The organism is Nitratireductor sp. GCM10026969 (assembly GCF_042660605.1).
GTDB lineage: Bacteria > Pseudomonadota > Alphaproteobacteria > Rhizobiales > Rhizobiaceae > Chelativorans.
On record NZ_JBHSUM010000009.1, the window covers coordinates 33257 to 55858 of the forward strand.

The following is a 22602-nucleotide window of genomic DNA, read 5'->3' on the forward strand; positions in this document are numbered from 1 at the left end:
GGAGAGCTTCCGGGCCTGCCCTCTATTGCAGGTGAAGCGGTGCGGTATGCTTTCCGATCTGGTCGGCCTCGGAGTCGGCCACGCAATCCTCCGCGCCGGGAACATGGTTGCCGCGCAGATAGAGCAGGCAAGTCGTCCGCAGCATGGACGCGAAATTGCCTACCCCTCCCTTGGATTCCAGGGCCTCCTCGTAGAGCGTGGACAGGAACTTCGGAGTGGTCATCCCTTGCGACCTTGCCACCTCGTCCAGCAGCGCCCAAAAGGCCGCTTCAAGCCGGATGCTGGTGGCATGGCCGCCGATGCGAACGGAGCGGCTAACGTGCATGTAGCCGGCGGGGTCCTGCTCGGCAAATACCTTGCACATGGCTTCCTCCTCCTTTGTTGTGGTTCTTGACGAGAACCTTACAGGCCAATGACGGCCAAATCCACTCGCCCGTCGACTGGCGCGCACCCCCGCCATCCGCGTGACCGCCGCCTCAGCGCTGAAACGCTCCATGTAGTAGCCCGATGCCACCACCGTCGCCGCGGCCGTGGCACAATGGGCGAAACAGCACAGAGGAGCGAGCCATTGGCGAAAGCGATTCACTCCATGATCCGGGTCCTCGACGAAGCGCGCTCGACCCGCTTCTACGGGCAAGCGTTCGGCCTCGAAGTTGCGGAGCGGCTGGAGTTCGACACCTTCACCCTCGTCTATCTGAGCAACGCCGAGAGCGAATTCGAGCTGGAGTTGACAGTCAACAAGGACCGCAGCGAGCCCTACGCCCTCGGCGACGGCTACGGCCATCTGGCCTTTTCCGTCGATGACCTCGACGCGGAGCACAAGCGCTTCCAGGAGGCCGGTCTCGAGCCGCGAAAGATCGTCGAGTTCAGCCCCGACGGAAAGCTTCTGGCGCGCTTCTTCTTCGTCGCCGACCCGGATGGCTATCAGATCGAAGTCCTTCAGCGCCGGGGCCGTTATCTGTGAGAGGCGCTTTGGTTTCCTAGGCAGCAAAGGGAGGAGGAAATGGTCACAGTTTACAGGCGAGATCCCGGCATCACGCGCCGCGAGTTGATGCGCCGGGCCGGCACGCTCGGCGTCGGCGGACTTCTCGTGGTCAGCGGGGGAACCGTCGTTTGCCCGCCCCAGGCCTGGGGCCTGGAGCCGAAGGCCCTTAAGGCCGAGACCGTGGCGACGCTGATCCAGATGGCGCGCGACATCTATCCCCATGACCGGATCGCCGACCGCTTCTATGCGGTCGCGGTCAAGAACCACGACGCCAAGGCCGCCGAAGATGCGGACTATCGCGCGATGCTGGAGGAAGGCGTGGCGGATCTCGACCGCCGCGCCGGAGGAGAGGGCTACCGCTTCGTCGGTTGGGAAGAGGACCGGACCGCAATCCTCAAGGACATCGAGGACAGCGCCTTTTTCCAGAGCCTGCGGGCGGACCTCGTGACCGGCCTCTACAACCAGAAGGATGTCTGGCCGGTCTTCGGTTACGAGGGCGAATCCTACTCCAAGGACGGCTACATCGACCGCGGTTTCGACGACATCGACTGGCTCTAGCCCGCAAGGCTGAGCAACCGGCGCCTTTCCCGGCCGGGAAGCGGGCGTCGTTTTCGGGAGGAAAAAATGGCAGCACCTTACGACCTGAACGACGACAGTGTCGTCGTCATCATCGGTTCGGGCGCCGGCGGCGGCACGCTCGGCAACGAACTGGCCCAGAAAGGCATCGATGTCGTCATCCTCGAGGCCGGTCCGCGCATCGAGTATCAGGACTTCATCAATGACGAATGGGACGCCTTCAGCCAGCTTTCCTGGCTCGACCCGCGCACGGCTTCCGGTGGCTGGAGGCTTACGAGGGATTTTCCCGGCCTGCCCGCCTGGATCGTCAAGGCCGTCGGCGGCACGACCACCCACTGGGCAGGCGCCTCGTTGCGCTTCCAGGAACACGAGTTCAAGCCGCGCACACACTATGGCGCGGTCGACGGCGCCAACCTGATCGACTGGCCCATCACGCTCACCGACCTCGCGCCGTACTACGCCAAGGCCGAGGACAAGATGGGCGTCACGCGCACCAACGGCATCCCGGGCCTCCCCGGCAACAACAACTACAAGGTGTTCGAAGCCGGGGCGAAGAAGCTCGGTTATAAGGAGGTCAGCACCGGCCGCATGGCCATCAATTCCGAATGGCGCGACGACCGGATGGCCTGCCAGCAGACCGGCTTCTGTTTCCAGGGTTGCAAATGGGGCGCCAAGTGGTCGACCCTTTATACAGAGATACCGAAGGGGGAAGCCACCGGGCGACTCGAGGTCCGGCCGCAATCCCAGGTGCTGAAGATCGAGCACGACCCCGACGGCAAAGCGAGCGAGGTCGTCTATGCGGACAAGGACGGCAGTCTCCGGCGCCAGAGGGCACGCATCGTCTGCGTGGCCGGGAATTCCATCGAGAGCCCGCGGCTTCTCCTGAATTCGGCATCCAACCTCTTTCCCGACGGGCTCGCAAATTCCTCCGGTCAGGTCGGCAAGAACTACATGCGCCACACGACCGCCTCCGTCTACGCCATCTTCGACAAGCCGGTGCGCATGTGGCGCGGCACGACCATGGCCGGCATCGTCCAGGACGAGGCGCGCCATGATCCATCGCGCGGCTTTGTCGGCGGCTATGAGATGGAGACGCTGTCGCTGGGCCTCCCCTTCATGGCGGCCTTCCTGAATCCGGGAGCCTGGGGCCGCTCCTTCACGACCGCGCTCGACCACTACGAGAACATGGCGGGGCTGTGGATCGTGGGTGAGGACATGCCGCAGGAGCAGAACGCGGTGAAGCTGCACGGCGAGGAAAAGGACGAATACGGCTTGCCGATACCGGACGTCCGGTTCACCGACCACCCGAACGACGTCGCCATGCGCGACCACGCGTTCCGGCAGGCGAGTGCACTTTACGATGCGGTGGGCGCCACCCGCACGATGCCCACCCCGCCCTATCCGTCGACGCACAATCTGGGCACGAACCGGATGAGCGAGAAACCGGAGGAAGGTGTGGTGAACAAGTGGGGCCAGACGCACGACATTCCCAACCTGTTCGTCTCCGACGGCAGCCAGTTCACCAGCGGAGCGGCGGAGAACCCCACCTTGACGATCGTCGCGCTGGCCGTCCGGCAGGCGGAGTATATCGCCGACCAGATGGCCAAGAGGGAAATCTGAAGCAAGGGGCAGCGCCTCGCCGCGCTGCCCCTCTCCGGCGAGGCGGGACGCTTCTACGGCGCCGCTTTCACCTCGGCACGCTTGCGCCTCAAAAACCGCCCGAACAGCAGCGGCGCGATGAAGCCCAGGATGGCCAGAATCCAGATGCCGATCGCTATGGGTGAGCCCCAGAGGATCGACAGGTCTCCGTCCGAGATGGTGAGGGCCCGGCGCAGGTTCTTCTCCATCTCGTTGCCCAGCAGGATACCGAGGATCACCGGCACCAGCGGCACGTCGAGCTTGCGCAGCAGATAGCCCGCCACGCCGAAGACGATCATCACCAGAAGATCGAAGGTCGAGCCCGACAGGCCGTAGATCCCGACGAAGGAGATCATGGCCACCGCCGGCATCAGATATTTGGTCGGCACCTGAAGCACGCGCACGAAGATGCTCACCATCGGCACGTTGAGAAGAAGCAGCATGATATTGCCGATGAAGAGCGCTGCGATCAGCCCCCACACCACCTCCGGCTGCTGCGTGAAGAGGAGCGGGCCCGGCGTGATGTTGAGCGCCATCAGCATGGCAAGAAGCACCGCCGTTGTACCCGAACCCGGCACACCGAGCGCCAACATGGGCACCAGCGCGCCGCCGGCGGCCGCGTTGTTGCCGGCTTCGGGCGCGGCCACGCCGCGCGGATCTCCCGTGCCGAAGGTTTTGTCCTTGTCCTTCAGGCGTTTTTCGATCGTGTAGGAGACGAAGGAGCCAAGCGAGGCACCGGCGCCCGGCAGCACGCCGGAGACGAAGCCGATCACGGTGCTGCGGGCCATCGTCGCCGCGGTCTTGGCGAGCATCGAAAAGGGCACGGTGATGCGGCCGAGCTTGGTCTGACCCGCCTCCGGTGCCTCGCCCTTCTGATGCTCGAGGAAGAGAAGGACCTCCGAGATCGCAAACAAGCCGACAATGGCGATCAGGAAATGAATGCCGTCGTAGAAGTGGATGTTACCGAAGGTCAGCCGCGGCACCCCCGTCTGGTGATCGACGCCGATCATCGCCACGCCGAGACCAAGGGCAGCGGCGATCAGGGCCTTGGCCTGGTTGCGCGCGGCAATGCCGCCGAGGGTGGCGAAGGCCAGCGTGAAAAGCGCGAAATATTCGGCCGGCCCGAACAAGAGTGCCACATTTACGAGGAGCGGCGCCAGGAAGACCAGCCCCCAGGTGGCGAAGAAGGCGCCGACGAAGGAGGCCACGCCCGAAAGGGCCAGCGCCTCGCCGGCCTGGCCCTTTTTGGTCATCGGATAGCCATCGAGCGTGGTCATCAGGGCCGGCTCGTCGCCCGGGATGTTGAGCAGGATCGAAGAGATGCGCCCGCCATACATGGCCCCGTAATAGACCGAGGTCAGCAGGATCAGGGCGGGCGTGGCCGGCAGGCCGAGCGTGAAGGCGAGCGGGATGAGGATAGCAACGCCGTTCGACGGCCCCAGCCCGGGAAGCGCACCCATGATGGTGCCGAGAAAGCAGCCGATCAGCGCAAGTCCAAGATTCTGCCAGGTGAGTGCTACGGCGAAGCCGTCGGCGAGATTCGAAAAAACGTCCATGTCAAAACCCCCAGGGGCCGACGGCGAGCGACAGGCCCAGGACCAGGCGGAAGATGACGAAGATCGACACGGCAATGCCGATACCCGCCACGGCGGCCGCGAGCGGCCCTGCGCCCAGGCGCCAGCTCAGCAGGCCCGCAGCGACGCTCGTGGAAACGACGAAGCCGAACTCCGGCAGGGCGTAGGTGTAGGCGACCATCACCACGACGGCGAAGACGATCTCCCCGAAGCGGCCCAGCCGCGGCCAGACCGGCTCCGGATCCGGTTTGAGGAGCGTATAGACCGCGCCGATTGCCAGAACCACGCCGATGCCGACGGGAAAGGCCTTCGGTCCCATGGGGTCCGATACGAACCCGACGGGCGTCTGCAAGGCGAAGTAGATGTAGAGCAGCGCCAGGACAAGGCATGTGCTGCCCAGGATACGGTCGCTCACGGTTTCCTCCCGTTTCGTTGGCACGGGGGCCGCGGACACGCTCGCCCGCGGCCTGCCTCGCCGGTTTGCCGGCCCTTACTTGAGGATGCCGATTTCGCGGCTGAGCTTTTCGGTGGCGTCGATCTGCTCGCCGACGAACGTATTGAAATCGTCACCGAACTTGGCGAGCGGCATCAGACCGTTGTTCGCCATGATCTCCTTCCACTCGTCGCTTTCATAGGTGGTCTTGATGGCGTCGACCCAGAAGTCATAGGCCTCGTCGCTCATGCCGCCCGGCGCATAGAAGCCACGCCAGTTGGCGCCCACGGCGTCGATGCCCTGCTCCTTGGCGGTGGGGAACCGCGCGAAGTCGTCACCGGGCAGGCGCTCGTCGGAAAGCACGGCGAGCACCTTCAGATCGCCCGAATCCACGAACCCCTTGGTCTCGGAGATGTCGCCCGAAAAGGCCTGCACGTGGCCGCCGAGGAGTTGGGTGACGGCTTCGCCGCCGCCCTCGAAGGCGACATATTTGATGGAACGCACATCCTCGACGCCGGCCGCCTGCGCCGCCACCAGGATCTTCAGGTGGTCCCAGCCACCGACAGCGGATCCGCCGGCGAAGGAAACGGAGGACGGGTTCTCCTTCACCTGCTCGAAAAGCTCCGGCAGCGTCTCGACCGGAGAATCCTTGGCGACCGCGATGACGCCATAATCGGCACCGACGGTCCCGAGCCAGCGGACCTGGTCCATGCTGGCGCCGGGGAATGCCCCCTGGGCGAGGCGCGTCGTGGTGGACGAGGACGCGGCGACGATGAGACTGTCGTCGTCATTGCGCTTGGAGACGACCTCCGCGTAGGCAACACCACCGCCGCCACCGGCGAGGTTCGTCACCTGCATGGGCCCCGGCACGATCTCCAGGTCATAAAGCGTCTTGCCCACCTGGCGACAGGTGAAGTCCCAGCCGCCGCCGGCATTCGCCGGAGCGATGCACTCGGTCTTGCCTGGTTCGAACGCAAGCGAAGCGCCGGCCGAGGCAATGGTGACAAAAAGAGTTGCGGCGCCGGCCGCGATCAGCTTTTTCATGAGAAAACCTCCCTTGTTCCTGCCGCACGTACATTGTGCGAAGGTTCGGGGAAGATAAGACGGCAAGCTGTCAACAAGCTGTCATTTCGGGAGGAACAAGACAGTGCGGGTTCTGGTGGTGGAGGACACCCACGACGTCGCCGAGGCGATCGTCGCCCATTTTCAGCGTCAAGGTCACGTGTGCGATCATGCGGCCAGCAGAGAGGATGCCGCGCATCTGGCGAACCTTGAGCCCTACGACCTGATCGTCCTCGACCTCAACCTGCCGGACGGTTCGGGGCTGACGCTTCTCAAGGAACTGCGCACGGCCAGAAACGATGTGCCGGTTCTCGTGCTGACCGCCCGCATGCACGTCGAAGACAAGATCGATGCGCTCGACCTCGGTGCCGACGACTATCTGGTCAAACCGTTCGACCTGCGGGAACTGGAGGCGCGTGCCCGCGCCGTCAGCCGCAGACGTCACGGTGTGGCGGAGGCGGCAATCGACGCCGGGAACCTGCGCTGCGACTTCGCCGCGCGCACCGTCGCCATTGACGGGTGCGAGGTGGAACTGACCCGGCGCGAATTTATCCTGCTGGAGGCCTTCCTCGGCAATCTCGGGCGGGTTCTGGAAAAGGACGATCTTTACTCGCGCCTCTACGGCCTCACCGGCGAGGCGGGGCTGAACGCCGTGGAGGTCTATATCGGGCGGCTGCGGCGCAAGCTGGAAACGGCCGATCTCGAAATCAAGACACTGCGCGGACTGGGCTACCAGGCCACGGTCCGCCAGGGAGAAAGACCGTGACCACCGCGGCAAGCGCCCTCCCCCGTGCCCAGTCCCTCGCCTTCCGCTTGGCCATGGCAATGGGGTTCATCCTCGTGCTGGTCGTGCTGGCGAGCATGGTGGCGGCGACGCGCTTCGGGCAGGCCGCCAGCGACGAGGCATTCGACCGGCTTCTGCGCGGGGCCGCGCTGCAGATCGCCGAGCGGATCTCCGTCAGCGAGGGTCAGGCGGAGGTGGACCTGCCGGTCTCGGCTTTCGAGCTTCTGTCGCTGGTGGCGACCGACCGGGTGTTTTATCGCGTCATCGGCCCCGACGGGAAAACGATGACGGGCTATGGAAACCTGCCTCCGCCCGGTGAGGAAGCGCCGAACACCTTCTATAACACTCGCTTCAAGGGCGTGGATGTGCGCGCCTTCAAGCTGACCCGGCAACTGGCCGAGCGCACCATCAGCGGCGAGGTCGTCATCCTCGTCGCCCAGACGACACGCGAGCGCACCGCCTTGGCAAACAGCATCGCCCTGCGCGCCGTGCTGATCATCGCAGCGGCCGGCATTCTGTTTCTCCTCCTGGCGCTTCTCGTCCTGCGTGTCGCCCTCAGGCCGCTCGCCCGCGTCGAACGGGCTATTCTGGAGCGCGAGGCGAACGACCTGTCGCCCATCGCCATCCCGGCGCCGAAGGAAATCGCCGTCCTGGTCTCGGCCATCAACCGCTTCATGGGCCGGCTCGACCGGCGCATCGAGGCGATGCAGAACTTCGTCGCCGATGCCGCGCATCAGATCCGCACGCCGATCACCGCTCTCAGGGCCCAGGCCCAACTGGCGCTCGAAGAGAAGGAGCCGGCACGCCTCGAGCGGCTGCACCGGAGGCTTTACGCGCGCAGCGTGGGGCTCGGGCGGCTGGCCGACCAGCTGTTGAGCCAGGCACTCGTTTCCCATCGCGCCGACACGGCCGAGAAGGAGCGCATCGATCTGCGCCGCGTGGCGATCGAGGCCGAGCGCGCCCTGCACGCGGCGACGGATCGGACGGTCGCGCTGGACCTGCCCGACGGGCCGGTATGGGTCGAAGGCGACCCCGTCAGCCTGCGCGAAGCGGTCAAGAACCTGCTCAACAACGCCGCGAAATACGGCGCACCACCGGTCACGCTTCGCGTCGCGCGCTGTGGCAGGCGGCACGCCGCCGTCACGGTGCACGACCATGGTGACGGTCTTCCCGAAGAGCTGGCCGCGCGCATCGGCGAGCGCTTCACCGCCAACGGGATCGGCCCCGACAGCGCCGGCCTTGGCCTGTCGATCGTCGCTTCCGTGGCGCGCATGCACGATGCGCGGCTGACACGCGAGACCTGTGCCGACGGCTTCTCGATCGGCCTGGAGATGGCGGCGGCATGAAAAGACTGATCTTCATCGCCCTCTTGCTTTTGACGGCGCTTCCGGCCCGGGCGACGGAAACGCGGCTGGAGGCGCCGGGCACGGCCGCGCGGGACCTGATGATCGAAAGCTCGACGGATTTCGCCATCTTCGAGCCGATGCTGCGCGCATTCCAGAGCGGCCACCCGGACGTGGCCATCACCTATCGCGAGCTCACCACCAACGAACTCGACGACCACGTTTCTGCGGCCTGCGAGGCGGGCCGTTTCGTGGCCGATCTGGTCGTCAGTTCATCGGTCGACCAGCAGCTCAAGCTCGTCAACGACGGCTGCGCCCTTGCCCTGCCGGCGGAAGCCCGCGCCGGGCTGCCCGACTGGGCGCGTTGGCGCGAGGAACTCGTGGGGCTCACCTTCGAGCCGGCGGTGATGGTGTACAACCGCGCCTATTTCACCGGCCGCGCGGTGCCGCAGAGCCGCTTCGAGCTGATCGACCTCCTGCGCGAGAGCGAGGATTTCATAGGCAAGATCGGCACCTATGACATTCAGGCCTCGGGCGTCGGCTATCTCTTCGCCTTCCAGGACGCGCTGCAGGCCAGCACCTGGGGCCGGCTGGTGGAGAGTCTCGGCCGCAACCGCGCCCGGCTATTCTGCTGCACGGCGGAAATCCTCGACCGGGTTGCCGACGGGCGCCTGCTGGTCGGCTACAACGTGCTGGGCTCCTATGCGCTTCAGATGATCCGCAGCGATGAGCGCATCGGCATTGTCCTGCCTTCCGACTATACGCTCGTCTTCGCGCGGGCGGCATTCGTCCCGGCCACCGCCCGCGCGCCGGAACTTGCGGAGACCTTCATCACCTTCATGCTCTCCCCGGCCGGGCGCGAGGTCCTGACGGCGCAAATGCGGCTTCTGTCGCCCATCGACGGCGCGCAGGAGTTGGCGCGCATGCTTGCCGACGGCAGCGCCGACGCGCGCGCATTCCGGCCCGTCGCCATGACCCCGGCGCTCCTGGTCGGGCTCGACCGGGCCAAGCGCGAGATCTTTCTTCAGGAATGGCGCGCGGCACTGCCCTCGGGCGACATCGCCGCCGGGAGCCCTTGAAGGGCGGCCCTTCTATCGACCGCGGTAAAGCGACCGCGCACCGTCCCGAAACGCCGAGCGCGAGCCTTCACGCGTGTAGAACATGTGTCCGCCGCGATAGGTCTCAAGCCGCAGGCGTTCTCCCTGCCCGAAGGCGGGGAGCTGGCGCAGGAGCAGTTCGCTCGCGAAATAAGGCGTCACAAGATCCGTGTAGCCATGAACGACCAGCGCCCGGAACGCGGGGTCCAGCGCCAGAACCCGGCCGAGCGCGCTGATCGCCTCCGGCTGGCTGCGCCCGCCGCCCCATTCCCAGGCGCGGTTCACGCCGGTGTTGAGCAGGTGGTAGCGCCGCTCGGGGAGCCAGCCGAGCGTGTCGCGGTAATGGGCGAGCATCGCGCTGGTCAACGGTGCCGTCATCGCGTCAAGGACGGGATCCGGCACGTGCGTGCGCCGCCCCCGCACCGGCACCTCGAGGCTGACCGCCGCGTCGTAGCTGCTGGCAATACGCCCCTCCTCCCGCAGGAAATTGCGCGTGAAAGTGTCCATACCGATCCGCCCGCCATGCTCGCGCAAGAGATCCTGCGACAGTCCGGTGAGTTCGGACACGCGTTCGACGATCCGGCCGAGCGCGTCGTCGTCACTCACCCCGCGCAGGAAGTCCGTCACGAACGCGCCGCTGGCGTAGGCCTCGGCCTCGCCAAGCCCCTCTTCCGAGAAGGTGCCCCGGCGCTCCATCTCCGTCGCGGCGAACGACGGCAGGCGGGAGACCAGGGGCAGAGGCGAATGCTCCGGTTGCGCCCACCAGCCGAAATCGAGAACCGGCGAGAGGAGGACCATGCCGCTGAGCCCGACCCCGTGGTCGGTCTGCAAGGCTTCCGCCAGAAGCGGTCCGCGGAAGCCACCGTAGCTCTCACCGACGAAATATTTCGGCGAGGCCAGGCGGCCGTTTTCCGTAAGCCAGCGGACGATGAAACGGGCGAGCGCCTCAATGTCGCCGTCGATGGAAAGATAGCGCTCGCGCAGCCGGTCGTTCGAATCGACAAGCCGGCTGAACCCGGTCCCGACAGGGTCGATGAAGACCAGATCGGTGAACGCCAGCCAGGTCTGTGGATTCTCGACCAGTTCGACCTTCTGCGAGGGCACGATCTGCTCCTCGTCCATCGGCAAGATCCACGGTCCGAGCACACCGAGGTGAAGATAGGCGGATGCCGCCCCCGGGCCGCCATTGACCGCGAGGGTGACCGGCCGCGCGGCCGGATCGGCACCCTCCAGTGTATAGGAGACGAAAGCGATGTCCGCCTCGGGCCGATCCTGCGCATTCGTCAGTGTGATCGCCCCGGCCGTTGCCAGGAAACGGATATCTTCCCCGCCGATCCGGATCGTGTGCCGCGTCCGCCGTGTCTCCGGCAAGCGCCCCTTCGCAGCGGCCGGCTGGGCCTCCTGGGTCTCGGCTGCGGGCGCGGCCTCACGGGCATCGCTCTCATCCTGCGCATAAGACAGCGGCGCAGCGAGGAACCAGACAAGGAGCGCGACAAGGACGGCCCGTGCCCATGGTGGAGAGCCGGCCGCTCTTACCCGCTTCGCTTCTTCTGCCTGCATCGCCCAAGGCGCCGATTTGGAAAGGAATTTCATTCGTGCCGCCGTTTGATCGAATCCGGTGTCGCGGCAACCTAGCACGTCCGGTTTGAACTCACGATGAAAAGGCCGGGCGTGCTGGATCTCACGTAGTCCAGACGGAAGGCCGGCATGCACTTTTCCTGGAATGCTTTAAATGCCGGCCAACAGCTTCCAGGCAATCGCCCACATGGTGACGGCGATGAGCGCCTCCAGAACGCGCCAGGAGGACGGTCGCGCAAAGACGGGGCGCAGCCGTGTCGCCCCATAACCGAGCGTGAAGAAAAACAGGAAGGACGCCGTCACCGCGCCCGCGGCGAACGACACGCCAGCATCGGGAAACTGCGTCGAGACCGTGCCGAGCAGCACGACCGTATCGACATAGACGTGCGGATTGAGCCAGGTCAGCGCCAGGCAGGTGGCGAGAGTTCTGTGCAGGCTGGACACACCCATTGCGCCGGCCTCGAGCGTTTCGGACGATCGCGTGGCCGAATAAAGGCTCCTGGCGCCGAACCACAAAAGGAAGGCAGCACCGCCGTAGCGCATGGCCGGGTCGAGCCAGGGCAGGAAGGCAGCGACGCGCTGAAAGCCGGTAACGCCGAGGGTGATCAGCAACGCATCGGACGCGGAGCAGGCGAGGCAGACGGCAAAGACGTGCTCGTTGCGCAAGCCCTGGCGCAGAACGAACGCGTTCTGCGCACCGATCGCGACGATCAGCCCGAGGCCGATCGTCAGCCCCGTCATGTAGACCGAAACCGCCATGCCGTGAAAATCCCGATGTCCGGACACGACTTTCCTCTAGCCGCGGCTGCAACTTTAGGCCAATTAATGTTTCTAAGTTGAATAAAGCAGAACTAATCTGATGATGGACTATCCCGCTCTTCGCGCCGTCGCCGCGGTCGTACAGACCGGCAGCTTCGAGAAAGCCGCACGCGTGCTCAATGTCACCCCCTCCGCGGTCTCCCAGCGCATCAAGCAATTGGAGGAGCGGCTCGGGGTCGTCCTCGTCGTCCGCGGGAACCCGTGCGTGGCGACTGCGAAGGGAGAACTGCTCTGCCGGCACATCGAGCATGTCGGGATGCTGGAAAGCGAGCTTTACAAATCCCTTCCTGCGCTGGCTGGACAGGAAACGCCGCAGAAGGTCACCATCCATGTGGCGACGAACGCCGACAGTCTGGGAACGTGGTTCCTCAAGGCGGCCGCACGTTTTTCCAGGCAGTCGGCGTATCTCCTCAACATCGCCGTGGACGACCAGGACCATACGGCCGAGTGGCTGCAGCGCGGCAGGGTTCTTGCCGCGGTGACGAGCCTCGATAGACCGGTCGCCGGCTGCCGCCGCGTCTTTCTCGGCGCCCTGCGCTATCACGCGACGGCCAGTCCCGATTTCTTCGCGCGGTATTTCGCGCAAGGCGTCACACCGGAAAGCCTCGCCCATGCGCCCGCTCTCACCTTCTGTCAGAAGGATCGCCTGCAGGCCCAGTGGGTCGGGCAGGCCTTCGGAGAAGAGCTCTCCCATCCCACCCATTGGCTGCCTTCGACACAAGCCTTCGTCGAAGCCTGCCAGGCCGGCATGGGATGGGGGCTGAACCCGGCGCAACTGGTGAAGGACGACCTCAATTCGGGCCGGCTGGTGGAACTGATCCCTGGTCTCGGACTCGACGTTCGGCTTTACTGGCAGGTGAACCGTCTCGCCGCCGATCGGCTTGAAGGACTTACCAAGGAGATCGTCACCACCGCCCGGCGCGACCTTGTGCATGAGGCGCCGCGTGAGGATGAATGAGGGCCGCAAGGTCGCTGTTGCGGATGCGGCGGGCACCCCGCGCAAACGGGCCGGCCACTGGATACGCCTCTACAACCGCGCTAGAAGCACGGCTGGCAGATGCATCGCAGCCTGCCGCGCCGACCAGGCCGATAGATCGATTTGAAATTCCTGGCCGCCCGGCCCAAATGGTGCGCGGCCCCGGTCGCGCACCGCAGCCGAGGCACCGCCACGAAAACGCCGATAGGAAGAATGACGTCGCAAAGCCTGTTCATCGTGCGTTTCTCCGCCGACCTCTCGACCAAGTCGGGCAGGACCCGGGGTCGTTTCGCGCAGGTGCTTCGACGCAACATTCTTGCCGCCCTGTCGCAGGCGGGTGTGCGCGCACGAATCGCGCAGACCCACGGCCGGCTTTTCGTCTTCGCAAGCGATGAAGCGCGGGCGCGCGCGCAACTCGGTCGTGTGTTCGGCATCGCGAACTTCTCGCACGTAACCGCGCGCTGCAAGGCGGACCTCGACGACATGGCGCGAACGGTGGAAGCGCATTTCGCCCGCACGGTCGAGGGCCGCCGCTACGCGGTGCGCGTGCGCCGCACCGGGCACCACCCTTTCAATTCCGTCGATGTGGAGCGCCATCTCGGTGCTGTTCTCAATCCGCACGCCACCGTCGATCTCGACAATCCGGAGGTCACCGTCCATGTCGAGGTTCTCCGCAATGATGCCTACTTCTTCACCGAGCGCGCTGAAGGAGCCGGCGGGCTGCCGCTCGGCAGCGAAGGCAAGGCGCTGGCGCTTCTTTCGGGCGGTTTCGATTCGGCCGTCGCGGCCTGGCGGATCATGCGGCGTGGCGTCGCCGTCGATTTCCTGTTCTGCAACCTGGCCGGCGGCGCCTACGAGCGCCAGGTCATCCAGGTCGCCAAGGTGCTGACGGATATGTGGGCCTTCGGCGGGCGCCCGCGCATCTTCGTGATCGATTTCAACGAAGTCGTGTCGGACATGAAGGCGCATGTCGACCCGGCCCTCTGGCAGGTCGTCCTCAAGCGCCTCATGTACCGCGCCGCTTCCAGTCTCGCCGGGCGCCTCAGGTCCCAGGCGATCGTCACCGGCGAGGCCCTCGGCCAGGTCTCGTCGCAGACGCTGTCGAACCTGAGTGCCATCGAGCCGGCGGCCGACAGGCTCGTCCTGCGCCCGCTGGTCGGCCTCGACAAGAGCGAGATCATGGCCCAGGCCCGCCTTATCGGCACAGCGCTTCTGTCGGAGCGCATTCCCGAGCATTGCGCTCTTGCGAACCGCTCACCGGCGGTGCGCAGCACGGCGCGCGCCGCAGCGGCTGAAGAGGCGAAGACGGACGAACAGGCGCTTGAGCGCGCCATCGCCGGCATGCGCCAGGTCGATCTCGCCACCGTGACGGGGGCCGAACTGCGCACGGACTATCTCTTCGTCGATGAGGTGCCGGAGGGGGGCCAGGTGATCGACTGCCAGCCGAAAGCGCACTACGATCGGTGGCACCTTCCCGGAGCGGTGAACCGCTCCCCCGAAAGCGTCATCCGCGACATGAAACGCTTCGACAAGCGCCACTCCTACGTTCTCTACTGTGCGTTCGGCACGCAGTCAGCGCATCTGGCGGAGATCATGCAGCAATACGGATACCAGGCCTACGCACTGCGCGGCGGCATCGGCGCCATCCGCAAACGCCACGATCACGACGCCGAACCGGCATAGCCCGCCCTTGTGAGGTCCGGGACAGGGATCGCGCCCTGTCTCACCTCATCCAAGCCGCGCGTTGAGCGCGTCGATAAGATCGTCCCAAACCGGCACCATGTCCATCAGGCCGTCCCAAAAGCGCGGATCGCGGCGACGGTCGAAATCATCCAGCGCGACGCCTTGCTGTTCGACCCAGGTGTAATAGCCGAGATTGAAGATGCGCTGGCGGCCCACGTGATCGAGTTCCTCCAGATTGTCGGTAGCCGCGCCGAACAGGTAACGCCCCGCCACCTCCGCCGCCGACACCGTGTCGAAACCTTCCGGATAGTCCTGCTTCAAGGTCTTTTCGGCCTGGGAGCCGTACATCTCGGCACTGTCGGTCGCCACGGTCATGAGCGCGTCGTCCTCACCCAGGTCGAGATAGCGCGCCAGCTTGATCGCCGCCACGACGTTGGCGATACCCGACAGGCCGAGCGCGGAAAGCTGCCGCAGAAGCGCCGGGTCGACGCCCTTGCGATGCGCCAGATAGGCCCTGCCCTCCTCCGTGTTGAAGAGCAGATTGAGATGGTCCGAGACCTGGTCGGACACACCGATCACGAAATCGCTGTTGAGCGCGTTGTGGATGAGCGGAACGTGCTTGTCGCCGATACCCTGGATGTTGTGCTCGCCGTAGCCGTTGCGCAGCAAGGTCGGGCATTCGAGCGCCTCGACCACCGCAATGGCGCTGCCGAGCTTTTTCTTCAGGTGATCACCGGCGGCGAGCGTGCCGCTGGAGCCGGATGCACAGACGAAGGCGCGCGGGACGAGACGTCCCTCCCCGTTCACCGCGTTGAAGACGGCCTCCAGCGCCGGCCCGGTGACGGCGCGGTGAATGATGTAGTTCCCGAACTCGCTGAACTGGTTGAAGATGACGTTCTGCGGGTCCCCGGCCAGTTCGCGGCACGCGTCGTAGATCTCCTTCAGGTTGCTTTCCGAGCCCGGCGTGCGCACGATGTCGCGCCTGTCCGCCACCCATTCCTCCAGCCAGCGGAAGCGCTCGCTGCTCATCAGCTCCGGCAGGACGGCAACGCTGCGGCAGCCGAGGGTGGTGGCGATGGCGACGCCGCCGCGGCAGTAGTTGCCGGTGGACGGCCAGACGCTGCGTTGTGCGAACGGATCGAACTGCCCGGTCACCAGCCGCGGCACCAGGCACCCGTAGGCCGCCAGCACCTTGTGCGCCCTGATCATCGGAAAGCGGGCGCCGACGGCGACGATGATCTTCGCCCGCACGCCGGTGAGCTCGGGCGGCAGCACCAGATGAGCGGGCGTGTCGGCAAAGCCCTTGCGCCCGGCGTCGTTGTACCAGTGGACGCGAAACAGGTTGCGTGCATCGGCCGCATCCGGGTCCACGTTCTGCAGATCCGAGACGATCTCCGGCGCGATCGTCGACGGGTCGGCCAAGTCGGCGATCCTGGGAAGACGGACGCCCTTGTCCTTCAGCTGCGTAACGACATTCTCGTAGGCGGCCTGGTCGACGACGGTCTGCGAAAAGAGATTGCTCATGGTCCGTTCTCCCGAAATGCGGCGCTCATCTACGCTTCGCCGGCCGCCGTGTCGCCGCCGACGAGCTGGCGGTAGAGGACGGGATCCGTCGCCCCCTCGGTACCGATCACGAGAATGCGGGAACCGGCGTCGAGCCCCAGCGCGGCGCGCAGCTCCGGCTGCGCTGCCGCCACCTTGAGCCCGGCAAGGCCGGCCACGCCCGATTCGCCGATCTCCAGCGCCTGGTCGCCGCCTACGGGCCGGGCAAGCCGCCGCATCATGTCCACCGCGGCGCCATCGGGAATGTCGATATAGGCGTCCGCCGATTTCTCCAGGATCTGCCAGGCGATGAGTGAAGGCTCGTAGCATTCGAGCATGGCCATGACGGTGGAGTCGCCGGCCGCGATCTCGAGGCGTTCGCCCTTTTCCGCACTCGCCTGAAGGCAGGCGGCACGATCCGGCTCGACAACGATCAGCTTCGGTCGGTCCCTGCCCAGCCAGTCATGGAAGTATCCGGCGACCGCGGCGGCAAGGCCGCCCACCCCGCCCTGTACGAAGACATGCGTATAGGGCGCCTGGATCTGCTCGACGATCTCGGCCAGCATCACCGTATAGCCCTGCATGACGAGACCGGGGATGCGCTCATAGCCGGGCCATGAAAAGTCGGACACGGTCGTCCAGCCCTCGTGCTCGGCGGTCTCGGTCGCCTCGGCCACGGACGCGTCGTAATTCCCGTCGGTGCGGCGGATTTGCGCGCCAAAGCCGGCGATCGCCTCTTCGCGCCCTTTCGAGACTCCCTCGTGCAGGAAGATCACGCAGCAGCAGCCGAACAGCTGCGCCCCCGCGGCGACGGAACGGCCGTGGTTCCCGTCCGTGGCGCAGCAGACCGTCAATTCGGCGGCAATGGGCCGGATCGCCTCGTCCCTCAATTCGGACGGCGCGACTTTGCGGCCGAGGCGCGCCTCCACGTGTTCGTGGACCAGACGCGCCACCGCGTAGGCGCCGCCGAGGGCTTTGAAGCTCTTGAGGCCGAGACGCTGGCCCTCGTCCTTGAGGTCGATGCCGGCGACCTCAAGTGAAGCGGCAAGCCCCGGCAGCGGGACGAGCGGCGTGGCCCCGTGCTTCGGGCAGGCGGCAATGAACGGCGCGACGATGCCGGGCGCGCTCAGCCCGACGATTTCGGCCTCCTGCGGCGACAGCGCTGCACCCTTTGCTGCCGCCCGGTTGTCTACGATCTTCATTGAGTTACGTATCCGATTTGCGCCGGCTCGACGGCCGGACCTATTTTCTGTTGCGCGCCTCGAGCGCCAGGAGCACGTCCGCCGCCGAACCCGCCAGCAGGTCGACATGCTCGCGCATGTGGTTGTGCGCGGCCTCCTCCTCGCCCTTCTCGATCGCCTCGACGATCTTCCAGTGCTCGGCCGCCGAACGCACCATGCGGCGCGGCTGGAAGCTGATGTGGCGGCGGTAGACGTTGACGCGATTGCGCAGCTTGCGCACCTCCTCCTGGAGATAGGCGTTCCGCGACCCGTCGTAGATCATCTCGTGGAAGAGGTTGTTGGCGGCGAAGAAGCCGTCATGATCGTTTGCCCGTGCGCGCTCGTCGCAGACCTCGTTGAGCCTGCGGATTTCCGCCAGTTCTGCGTCGTTCATGCGCCGGGCGCACAGGCGGCAGCACAGGCCTTCGAGTTCCGCCACCACCTGGAACATCTCGATGAGTTCGGTCGTGGTGAGGGTGCGCACCATGGCACCCTGATTGCGCCGGATCTCGACGAGCCCGCTTGACGCCAGATCGCGCAGCGCCTCGCGGATCGGTGTTCGCGAGACCTGAAACCGCTTGGCTAGCGCCTGCTCGTCAAGCCTGTCACCAGGCTTCAAGACGCTGTGGAGGATATCGTCCTCCAGCGCTTCGACCACGGTAGCGGCCGTGGAAGCGGTCTCCTTGCCCGAGACTAGCTGGCGTTGCATTGTTCACCTCTCGCCATTGTTTCCAAGCGTATCCATTCTAGATCCGCCATATGGCCGGCGCGACGCAAAGGCAATCGACTTGGCGACCGTTATGCCCGAGAACCGGCCCGGCTGTGATCGACCGTGATCACCAGGCAGGTGCTCTCCTCCTCGCTCTCGTTCAACGTGTAGTGCGGATCGCCCGGCTCGAACAGGACCGACTGACCCTCGCTCAGCGTGAAGCGCTCGTTGCCCGTATCGAAGGTCATCTCACCTTTTGCGACGTAGAAAACCTGCGACCACTCTTCATGGTGGTGCATTTCACCGCCGCCCCCGGGCGGCGCCTTGGAGACCTGCACCGAGAAAGGGCTGCCGGCCAGCGAAACGATATCGAGGACCTCGAGCCCGCCGAAATGATTGGGCGGCGTGATGCCGCGCTTGTCTCCGTCCTTCCAGACTTTCATCGCTTTGAATTCCCGTTCGTTTTCATAATTCAGGAGATGTATTCCATGTATGGACTGATCACCGAGCGCACCGAGACCTGGATGATGGCCGGCTTGCCGCTCGCAAGGGCATCCTTGACCGCATGGTCGATCTCCTCGCGATTGCGGCAGATATAGCCCTTGCCGCCCAGCCCCTCGGCCACCTTGGCCCAGTCGCGGCGCGGCAGGTCCATCTCGTACATGGCGCCGTAGCTGGCTTCCTGCGGCAGCGCGATGGCGCCCCACAATTCATCGTCGAGCACGACGATGATGAAGGGCTTGCCGTAGCGCTCGGCCGTGTCGATCTCCGTGACATGGAACCCGACGCCGCCGTCCCCCACGAAGACGATCACCGGCGCACCGGGCGCCGCAAAGGCCGCGCCGGCTCCATACGGGACCTCGGCGCCGAGCGCCCCGGACTGACCGGCACGCAGATAGCGGCCGGGAGCGTTGAGGCGAAGACGCGCATCGGCCCAGAAATCGACGTTGCCGTGCGAGGACACATAGATGGTCTCGGCGGGTGCGGCGTCGGTGACCGCATCGATGGCGGCGATAGGGTGAAGCCCGCCGTCCTCGGCATCCGCGCCGAGTTGGCCCTGCCACTCCTCGCGCCAACCGGCCAGCAGGCCGTCGACCCATTGCCGCTCGACCGGCGCCTCCGGTGCCGCCTCGAACAGTTGCACCACGTTCGCCGGCGCCGCGGCGATCGCCAGGTCGGCCCGCCGGTTGCGGTTGAGAAGTTCCGGGTCGGAAGCGATCTGTATGACGCGCGTCTCGGCCCCGAGCTTGTCGCCGAATTCGAGATCAAACTCGAAGTGATGGCCGATCAGAAAGACACGGTCCGCCTCCTGTAACGCCTTGCGCAAGGTCGCGTTGCAGGGGCTGTAGCCCGGTCCCATGAAGAGCGGATGGTGCTCGTCGACGATGCCGCGCGCCAGGCGCAGCGTCGCGAACGGCAGATGATGCTTCTCAATGACCGCGCGCCAGCCGGCACCGCCCGTCCAGAAGATCTCCTCGCCGAGCAGAAGCAGCGGCCGCCTGGCCTGCGACAGTTCTTCGGCAAGCCGTGCGGCATCACCTGCGGAGGGCGCCGGGCGCGCCGGGGCCGGCGGCGCGGAACGGGAGAGCGAAGCCGGAGAACCCGATAGCGGCGCCGCCATGATGTCGGCCGGAATCTCGAGGAAAACCGGGCCGGGCCGGCCTGCCCACATCTTGCGCCAGGCGATGTCCAGATATTCGGAGATGCGATCCGCATCGAGGACGCGCGCCGACCACTTCGTGACGCTGGAGAGGATGGGAAGCGGATCGTAGGACATGCCCGCACCGCGCTCGAAGGTGTGCGTGGGCGCCTGCGCTGCGATGATGATGAGGGGCGTCCCGGCAAGCGTCGACACCAGCGCCGGCGTGACCGTGTTGGTGGCGCCCGGCCCGAGCGTGACGACCACCGCGCCCGCCTTGCCGTTAACGCGCGAGGCTGCCTCGGCCATGAAACAGGCCGCCGCCTCGTGGCGCGCGTGGACGAGCGGAAGGTCGAGTTCGGCACACGCCCTGTAGACGGGATTGATCGGTCCGCCCGACACGGAAAAGACGTGGTCGACATCAGCCGCCTTCAGCCAGCGGACGACCGCCGCTCCTCCGTCCAGATTCTGCTGCTTCGTCATCTTCTGCGTTTCCATTGATGAGGGTCAGTAGGCGCGGGACTTGCCGCCGTCGATCGTCATGGCGGTTCCCGTCGTGAAGCGCCCGCGCGGCGAGCACAGGAGCGCAACCATGGCGCCGAAATCCGCCGGATCACCGAACGTGCCCAGCGGCACCTCCTCCAGCCATATGGCCTCGGCGGCGGTGCGATCGACCTTCTCGCGCTCCATGCTCGCGGTGATCAGGTCCTCCATGCGGTCGGTCCTGAACGGGCCGGGGCAGAGGCAATTGACTGTGATTCCGTATTCGGCGAGTTCCAGCGACAGCGACTTCGCCAGGCCGACAATCGCCAGCCGCAGGGAATCGGACAGAACCATATGCGGCTGCACGATCTTCACGCCGACGGTGGTGATGAAGAGAATGCGTCCGCAATCCGACGTCTTCAGATGCGGGATCACCAGGTGACAGAGATCCACCATCGGCAGCAGGGTCTCGCCCAGCGCGCGCTCCCACTCCGCCCGCGGAATGTCGACGAACGGCCCGGACGCCGGCCCGCCGGTATTGCCGATGAAGATGTCGAGCCCGCCGAAGCGGGAGACCGCAGCCTCGACGGCTTCCGCAAAGGTCTCGGGGCGCCCCAGATCGACGACGGCGGCGATGGCATCGCTCGCCCCGGCTGTGCGCAGTTCGTCCACCAGAGCCTCGAGCCGGGCCGGGTCGCGCCCGGTAACGGCAATGCTCGCCCCTTCCTCGGCGAGCGCCAAGGCCGATGCCTTTCCAAGTCCGCGTGAGGCCGCCGTAACGAGGGCCCGCTTGCCCCGCAATTCAAGATTCATGAAGGCTCCATCTGGTGTCGTTTTTGAAGACATCGGGTACCACTCGGAACACACTCTGTCAAATACTGTAGACAATGAAAACGATATTGTATACACATGAAAGCCTCCTGCCGGAGGACGGTCCCCCGCGGCTGCCCTCGAAATTAATCGCAGCGTCACGACCGAGGAGGCATTTCGTGAACACCCTTTCTCCACCGCTTATTCCCATCGTCTGCGGCAACTCGGTCCTCACCGAGGGCTCCGACGGCGTCGGGCGCACCCATGACCCGGCAACCGGCAAGGTCATCGCCGAATTCGCCCGTGCGGGTCAGACTGAAGTCGACCAGGCCGTCGCCGCCGCACGCAAGGCGTTCGACGAAGGCCCGTGGCGGCGGATGCGCCCCTTCGAGCGCGGCCGCGTGCTGCAGCGGATCGCCGACCTGATCCTCGAACGCCGTGAGGATCTGGTGCGCAAGGAATGCGCCGACAGCGGCAAGCCGCTGCGCGACGCCTATTGGGAGGTCGACTGCTCGGCGCGGTTCTTCGAGTTCTATGCCGGCGCCGCCGACAAGCTGCATGGCAGCTCCATTCCGCTCGGACCCGACTGGTCCGACTGGACCGTCAAGGATCCGATCGGAGTCAGCCTCCATATCATCCCGTGGAACTACCCCTTCCAGCTGATCGCCCGCGGCGTCGCACCGGCGCTGGCGGCCGGCTGCGCGGTGATCATCAAGCCGTCGGCCGAGACGCCGGTGACCGCCTACGAGTTCATGAAGATCTGCCAGGAAGCCGAGCTGCCGGAGGGTCTCGTCAATCTCGTCAACGGGCGCGGCTCGGTGGCCGGAGACATGCTGGCGCGCCACCCCGGCGTAGACCAGATCACCTTCACGGGTTCGGTGCCCACCGGCGAGCGCGTCATGGTCGCCGCGGCCTCGCACGCGATCCCCTGCAACATGGAACTGGGCGGAAAGTCGCCGCAGATCCTGTTCGCCGACGCCGATCTTGATCGTGCCCTGCCGGTCATCGCCGGCGGCGTCTTCACTCATTGTGGCCAGGTCTGCAATGCTGGAACGCGCCTTCTCGTCGAGCGCAGCATTCACGACAAGGTCGTCGACAGGCTTGAGAAGAAGATCACAGGCATGTCCATCGGCGCCGGCATCGACGATCCCGACCTCGGCCCGCTGGTCAGTCTTGCCCACAAGAAGGATGTCGAGGCGTTCTACGACATCGCGCGCAAGGAAGGCGAGCTGATCCTCGGTGCCCAGACGCCGAAGGAAGATTCGTTGTCGGGTGGTGCCTTCGTGCGTCCCGGCCTGGTCGTCGGCGCCAGCAACGCGGCACGCGTGGCACGCGAGGAGATCTTCGGGCCGGTCCTGACCGTCATTCCCTTCGACGGCGCAGAGGAGGCAGCACGCCTGGCCAACGACTCGCCGTTCGGGCTCGTGGCCGGCGTCCACACGCGCAACATCGATGCGGCCCTGGCAATGGCCGAGAGGCTGCGTGCCGGCCAGGTCTGGATCAATTCCTTTGCCGTCGGGCTGGACGTGGAGTTCCCCTTCGGCGGTTACAAGCTGTCCGGCTTCGGGCGGGAAAAGGGCCTCGAAGCGCTGAACGCCTATCAGCAGATCAAGAACATCTGCGTGCATCACCCGATCCCGCGCTGAGGCAA

Annotated in this window: 21 protein-coding genes; 9 read left to right on the top strand and 12 right to left on the bottom strand. The window is 65.7% G+C overall.

Annotated features, from left to right (window positions below):
- Window positions 1-22 precede the first annotated feature (22 nt).
- Entirely contained in the window at window positions 23-364 is a 342-nt protein-coding gene (locus tag ACFP9U_RS04090; protein ID WP_322449462.1) for a ribbon-helix-helix domain-containing protein, read from the bottom strand.
- Window positions 365-568: 204 nt separating this feature from the next.
- Here ACFP9U_RS04090 and ACFP9U_RS04095 point away from each other — a divergent pair, with 204 nt between their 5' ends.
- From ACFP9U_RS04095 to ACFP9U_RS04105, 3 genes are all read left to right on the top strand, one after another.
- Complete coding sequence (locus ACFP9U_RS04095) at window positions 569-964, top strand: VOC family protein (protein WP_378619223.1); 396 nt, start codon at window positions 569-571, stop codon at window positions 962-964.
- A 39-nt stretch (window positions 965-1003) separates the two neighbouring features.
- Window positions 1004-1543, top strand: a complete 540-nt coding sequence (locus ACFP9U_RS04100; protein ID WP_378619224.1) for a gluconate 2-dehydrogenase subunit 3 family protein — start codon at window positions 1004-1006, stop codon at window positions 1541-1543.
- 66 nt (window positions 1544-1609) lie between these two features.
- The gene (locus ACFP9U_RS04105; RefSeq protein WP_378619225.1) at window positions 1610-3181 is read left to right on the top strand and encodes a GMC family oxidoreductase; all 1572 of its coding nucleotides are present in this window, start codon (window positions 1610-1612) and stop codon (window positions 3179-3181) included.
- A 53-nt stretch (window positions 3182-3234) separates the two neighbouring features.
- On the opposite strand, the gene ACFP9U_RS04110 is transcribed toward ACFP9U_RS04105, so the two are convergent.
- From ACFP9U_RS04110 to ACFP9U_RS04120, 3 genes are all read right to left on the bottom strand, one after another.
- Window positions 3235-4755 (bottom strand): tripartite tricarboxylate transporter permease, encoded by a 1521-nt coding sequence (locus ACFP9U_RS04110; RefSeq protein WP_378619226.1) that lies wholly within the window; start codon window positions 4753-4755, stop codon window positions 3235-3237.
- 1 nt (window position 4756) lies between these two features.
- The gene (locus ACFP9U_RS04115) at window positions 4757-5188 is read right to left on the bottom strand and encodes a tripartite tricarboxylate transporter TctB family protein (protein ID WP_378619228.1); all 432 of its coding nucleotides are present in this window, start codon (window positions 5186-5188) and stop codon (window positions 4757-4759) included.
- Between the two features lie 75 nt (window positions 5189-5263).
- The gene (locus ACFP9U_RS04120; RefSeq protein ID WP_378619229.1) at window positions 5264-6250 is read right to left on the bottom strand and encodes a Bug family tripartite tricarboxylate transporter substrate binding protein; all 987 of its coding nucleotides are present in this window, start codon (window positions 6248-6250) and stop codon (window positions 5264-5266) included.
- Window positions 6251-6353: 103 nt separating this feature from the next.
- On the opposite strand from ACFP9U_RS04120, the gene ACFP9U_RS04125 reads away from it, so the two are divergent.
- Genes ACFP9U_RS04125 through ACFP9U_RS04135 form a run of 3 tightly spaced genes read left to right on the top strand, consistent with a single transcriptional unit; the run spans window position 6354 to window position 9474 of the window.
- Entirely contained in the window at window positions 6354-7034 is a 681-nt protein-coding gene (locus ACFP9U_RS04125; protein WP_378619231.1) for a response regulator transcription factor, read from the top strand.
- Complete coding sequence (locus ACFP9U_RS04130; protein WP_378619233.1) at window positions 7031-8398, top strand: sensor histidine kinase; 1368 nt, start codon at window positions 7031-7033, stop codon at window positions 8396-8398. Before ACFP9U_RS04125 ends, ACFP9U_RS04130 begins: the two co-directional genes overlap by 4 nt.
- Entirely contained in the window at window positions 8395-9474 is a 1080-nt protein-coding gene (locus ACFP9U_RS04135; RefSeq protein ID WP_378619235.1) for an ABC transporter substrate-binding protein, read from the top strand. The genes ACFP9U_RS04130 and ACFP9U_RS04135 overlap by 4 nt, the downstream gene beginning before the upstream one ends.
- A 12-nt stretch (window positions 9475-9486) precedes the next feature.
- Here the strand turns inward: ACFP9U_RS04135 and ACFP9U_RS04140 are convergent, their stop codons facing one another.
- Together ACFP9U_RS04140 and ACFP9U_RS04145 are read right to left on the bottom strand one after the other, a co-directional pair.
- The gene (locus ACFP9U_RS04140; RefSeq protein ID WP_378619236.1) at window positions 9487-11085 is read right to left on the bottom strand and encodes a S10 family peptidase; all 1599 of its coding nucleotides are present in this window, start codon (window positions 11083-11085) and stop codon (window positions 9487-9489) included.
- A gap of 135 nt (window positions 11086-11220) precedes the next feature.
- Window positions 11221-11829, bottom strand: a complete 609-nt coding sequence (locus ACFP9U_RS04145) for a LysE/ArgO family amino acid transporter (RefSeq protein ID WP_378619270.1) — start codon at window positions 11827-11829, stop codon at window positions 11221-11223.
- A 100-nt stretch (window positions 11830-11929) separates the two neighbouring features.
- Here ACFP9U_RS04145 and ACFP9U_RS04150 point away from each other — a divergent pair, with 100 nt between their 5' ends.
- Window positions 11930-12847 carry a LysR family transcriptional regulator ArgP gene (locus ACFP9U_RS04150; protein WP_378619237.1) on the top strand — a complete coding sequence of 306 codons (918 nt, stop codon included), beginning with the start codon at window positions 11930-11932 and terminating at the stop codon, window positions 12845-12847.
- A gap of 231 nt (window positions 12848-13078) precedes the next feature.
- A complete protein-coding gene (gene thiI / locus ACFP9U_RS04155; protein ID WP_378619238.1) occupies window positions 13079-14548 on the top strand; it encodes a tRNA uracil 4-sulfurtransferase ThiI in 1470 nt (489 codons plus the stop codon).
- 45 nt (window positions 14549-14593) lie between these two features.
- Here thiI and ACFP9U_RS04160 read toward each other — a convergent pair whose 3' ends face one another.
- The 6 genes from ACFP9U_RS04160 to ACFP9U_RS04185 form a co-directional block, all read right to left on the bottom strand.
- Window positions 14594-16072 (bottom strand): pyridoxal-phosphate dependent enzyme, encoded by a 1479-nt coding sequence (locus tag ACFP9U_RS04160; RefSeq protein ID WP_378619239.1) that lies wholly within the window; start codon window positions 16070-16072, stop codon window positions 14594-14596.
- A 29-nt stretch (window positions 16073-16101) separates the two neighbouring features.
- Window positions 16102-17292: a diaminopropionate ammonia-lyase gene (locus tag ACFP9U_RS04165; protein WP_378619240.1), complete on the bottom strand. Its 1191-nt coding sequence runs from the start codon at window positions 17290-17292 to the stop codon at window positions 16102-16104.
- A gap of 40 nt (window positions 17293-17332) precedes the next feature.
- Window positions 17333-18019 carry a GntR family transcriptional regulator gene (locus tag ACFP9U_RS04170; protein ID WP_378619242.1) on the bottom strand — a complete coding sequence of 229 codons (687 nt, stop codon included), beginning with the start codon at window positions 18017-18019 and terminating at the stop codon, window positions 17333-17335.
- Window positions 18020-18108: 89 nt separating this feature from the next.
- On the bottom strand, window positions 18109-18462 hold the full coding sequence (locus ACFP9U_RS04175) for a cupin domain-containing protein (protein ID WP_378619243.1): 354 nt from the start codon (window positions 18460-18462) through the stop codon (window positions 18109-18111).
- 29 nt (window positions 18463-18491) lie between these two features.
- Complete coding sequence (locus ACFP9U_RS04180) at window positions 18492-20141, bottom strand: thiamine pyrophosphate-binding protein (RefSeq protein ID WP_378619244.1); 1650 nt, start codon at window positions 20139-20141, stop codon at window positions 18492-18494.
- A 24-nt stretch (window positions 20142-20165) separates the two neighbouring features.
- Entirely contained in the window at window positions 20166-20954 is a 789-nt protein-coding gene (locus ACFP9U_RS04185) for an SDR family oxidoreductase (RefSeq protein WP_378619245.1), read from the bottom strand.
- 176 nt (window positions 20955-21130) lie between these two features.
- On the opposite strand from ACFP9U_RS04185, the gene ACFP9U_RS04190 reads away from it, so the two are divergent.
- Entirely contained in the window at window positions 21131-22597 is a 1467-nt protein-coding gene (locus ACFP9U_RS04190; protein WP_378619247.1) for an aldehyde dehydrogenase family protein, read from the top strand.
- Window positions 22598-22602 lie beyond the last annotated feature (5 nt).

Coding starts and splice junctions, on each gene's coding strand:
- ACFP9U_RS04170 (WP_378619242.1), bottom strand. CDS start 18,019: ATGCAACGCCAGCTAGTCTCGGGCAAGGAGACCGCTTCCACGGCCGCT.
- ACFP9U_RS04185 (WP_378619245.1), bottom strand. CDS start 20,954: ATGAATCTTGAATTGCGGGGCAAGCGGGCCCTCGTTACGGCGGCCTCA.
- ACFP9U_RS04120 (WP_378619229.1), bottom strand. CDS start 6,250: ATGAAAAAGCTGATCGCGGCCGGCGCCGCAACTCTTTTTGTCACCATT.
- ACFP9U_RS04140 (WP_378619236.1), bottom strand. CDS start 11,085: ATGAAATTCCTTTCCAAATCGGCGCCTTGGGCGATGCAGGCAGAAGAA.
- ACFP9U_RS04110 (WP_378619226.1), bottom strand. CDS start 4,755: ATGGACGTTTTTTCGAATCTCGCCGACGGCTTCGCCGTAGCACTCACC.
- ACFP9U_RS04090 (WP_322449462.1), bottom strand. CDS start 364: ATGTGCAAGGTATTTGCCGAGCAGGACCCCGCCGGCTACATGCACGTT.
- ACFP9U_RS04135 (WP_378619235.1), top strand. CDS start 8,395: ATGAAAAGACTGATCTTCATCGCCCTCTTGCTTTTGACGGCGCTTCCG.
- ACFP9U_RS04150 (WP_378619237.1), top strand. CDS start 11,930: ATGATGGACTATCCCGCTCTTCGCGCCGTCGCCGCGGTCGTACAGACC.
- ACFP9U_RS04105 (WP_378619225.1), top strand. CDS start 1,610: ATGGCAGCACCTTACGACCTGAACGACGACAGTGTCGTCGTCATCATC.
- ACFP9U_RS04100 (WP_378619224.1), top strand. CDS start 1,004: ATGGTCACAGTTTACAGGCGAGATCCCGGCATCACGCGCCGCGAGTTG.
- ACFP9U_RS04175 (WP_378619243.1), bottom strand. CDS start 18,462: ATGAAAGTCTGGAAGGACGGAGACAAGCGCGGCATCACGCCGCCCAAT.
- thiI (WP_378619238.1), top strand. CDS start 13,079: ATGACGTCGCAAAGCCTGTTCATCGTGCGTTTCTCCGCCGACCTCTCG.
- ACFP9U_RS04180 (WP_378619244.1), bottom strand. CDS start 20,141: ATGACGAAGCAGCAGAATCTGGACGGAGGAGCGGCGGTCGTCCGCTGG.
- ACFP9U_RS04160 (WP_378619239.1), bottom strand. CDS start 16,072: ATGAGCAATCTCTTTTCGCAGACCGTCGTCGACCAGGCCGCCTACGAG.
- ACFP9U_RS04165 (WP_378619240.1), bottom strand. CDS start 17,292: ATGAAGATCGTAGACAACCGGGCGGCAGCAAAGGGTGCAGCGCTGTCG.
- ACFP9U_RS04145 (WP_378619270.1), bottom strand. CDS start 11,829: ATGGCGGTTTCGGTCTACATGACGGGGCTGACGATCGGCCTCGGGCTG.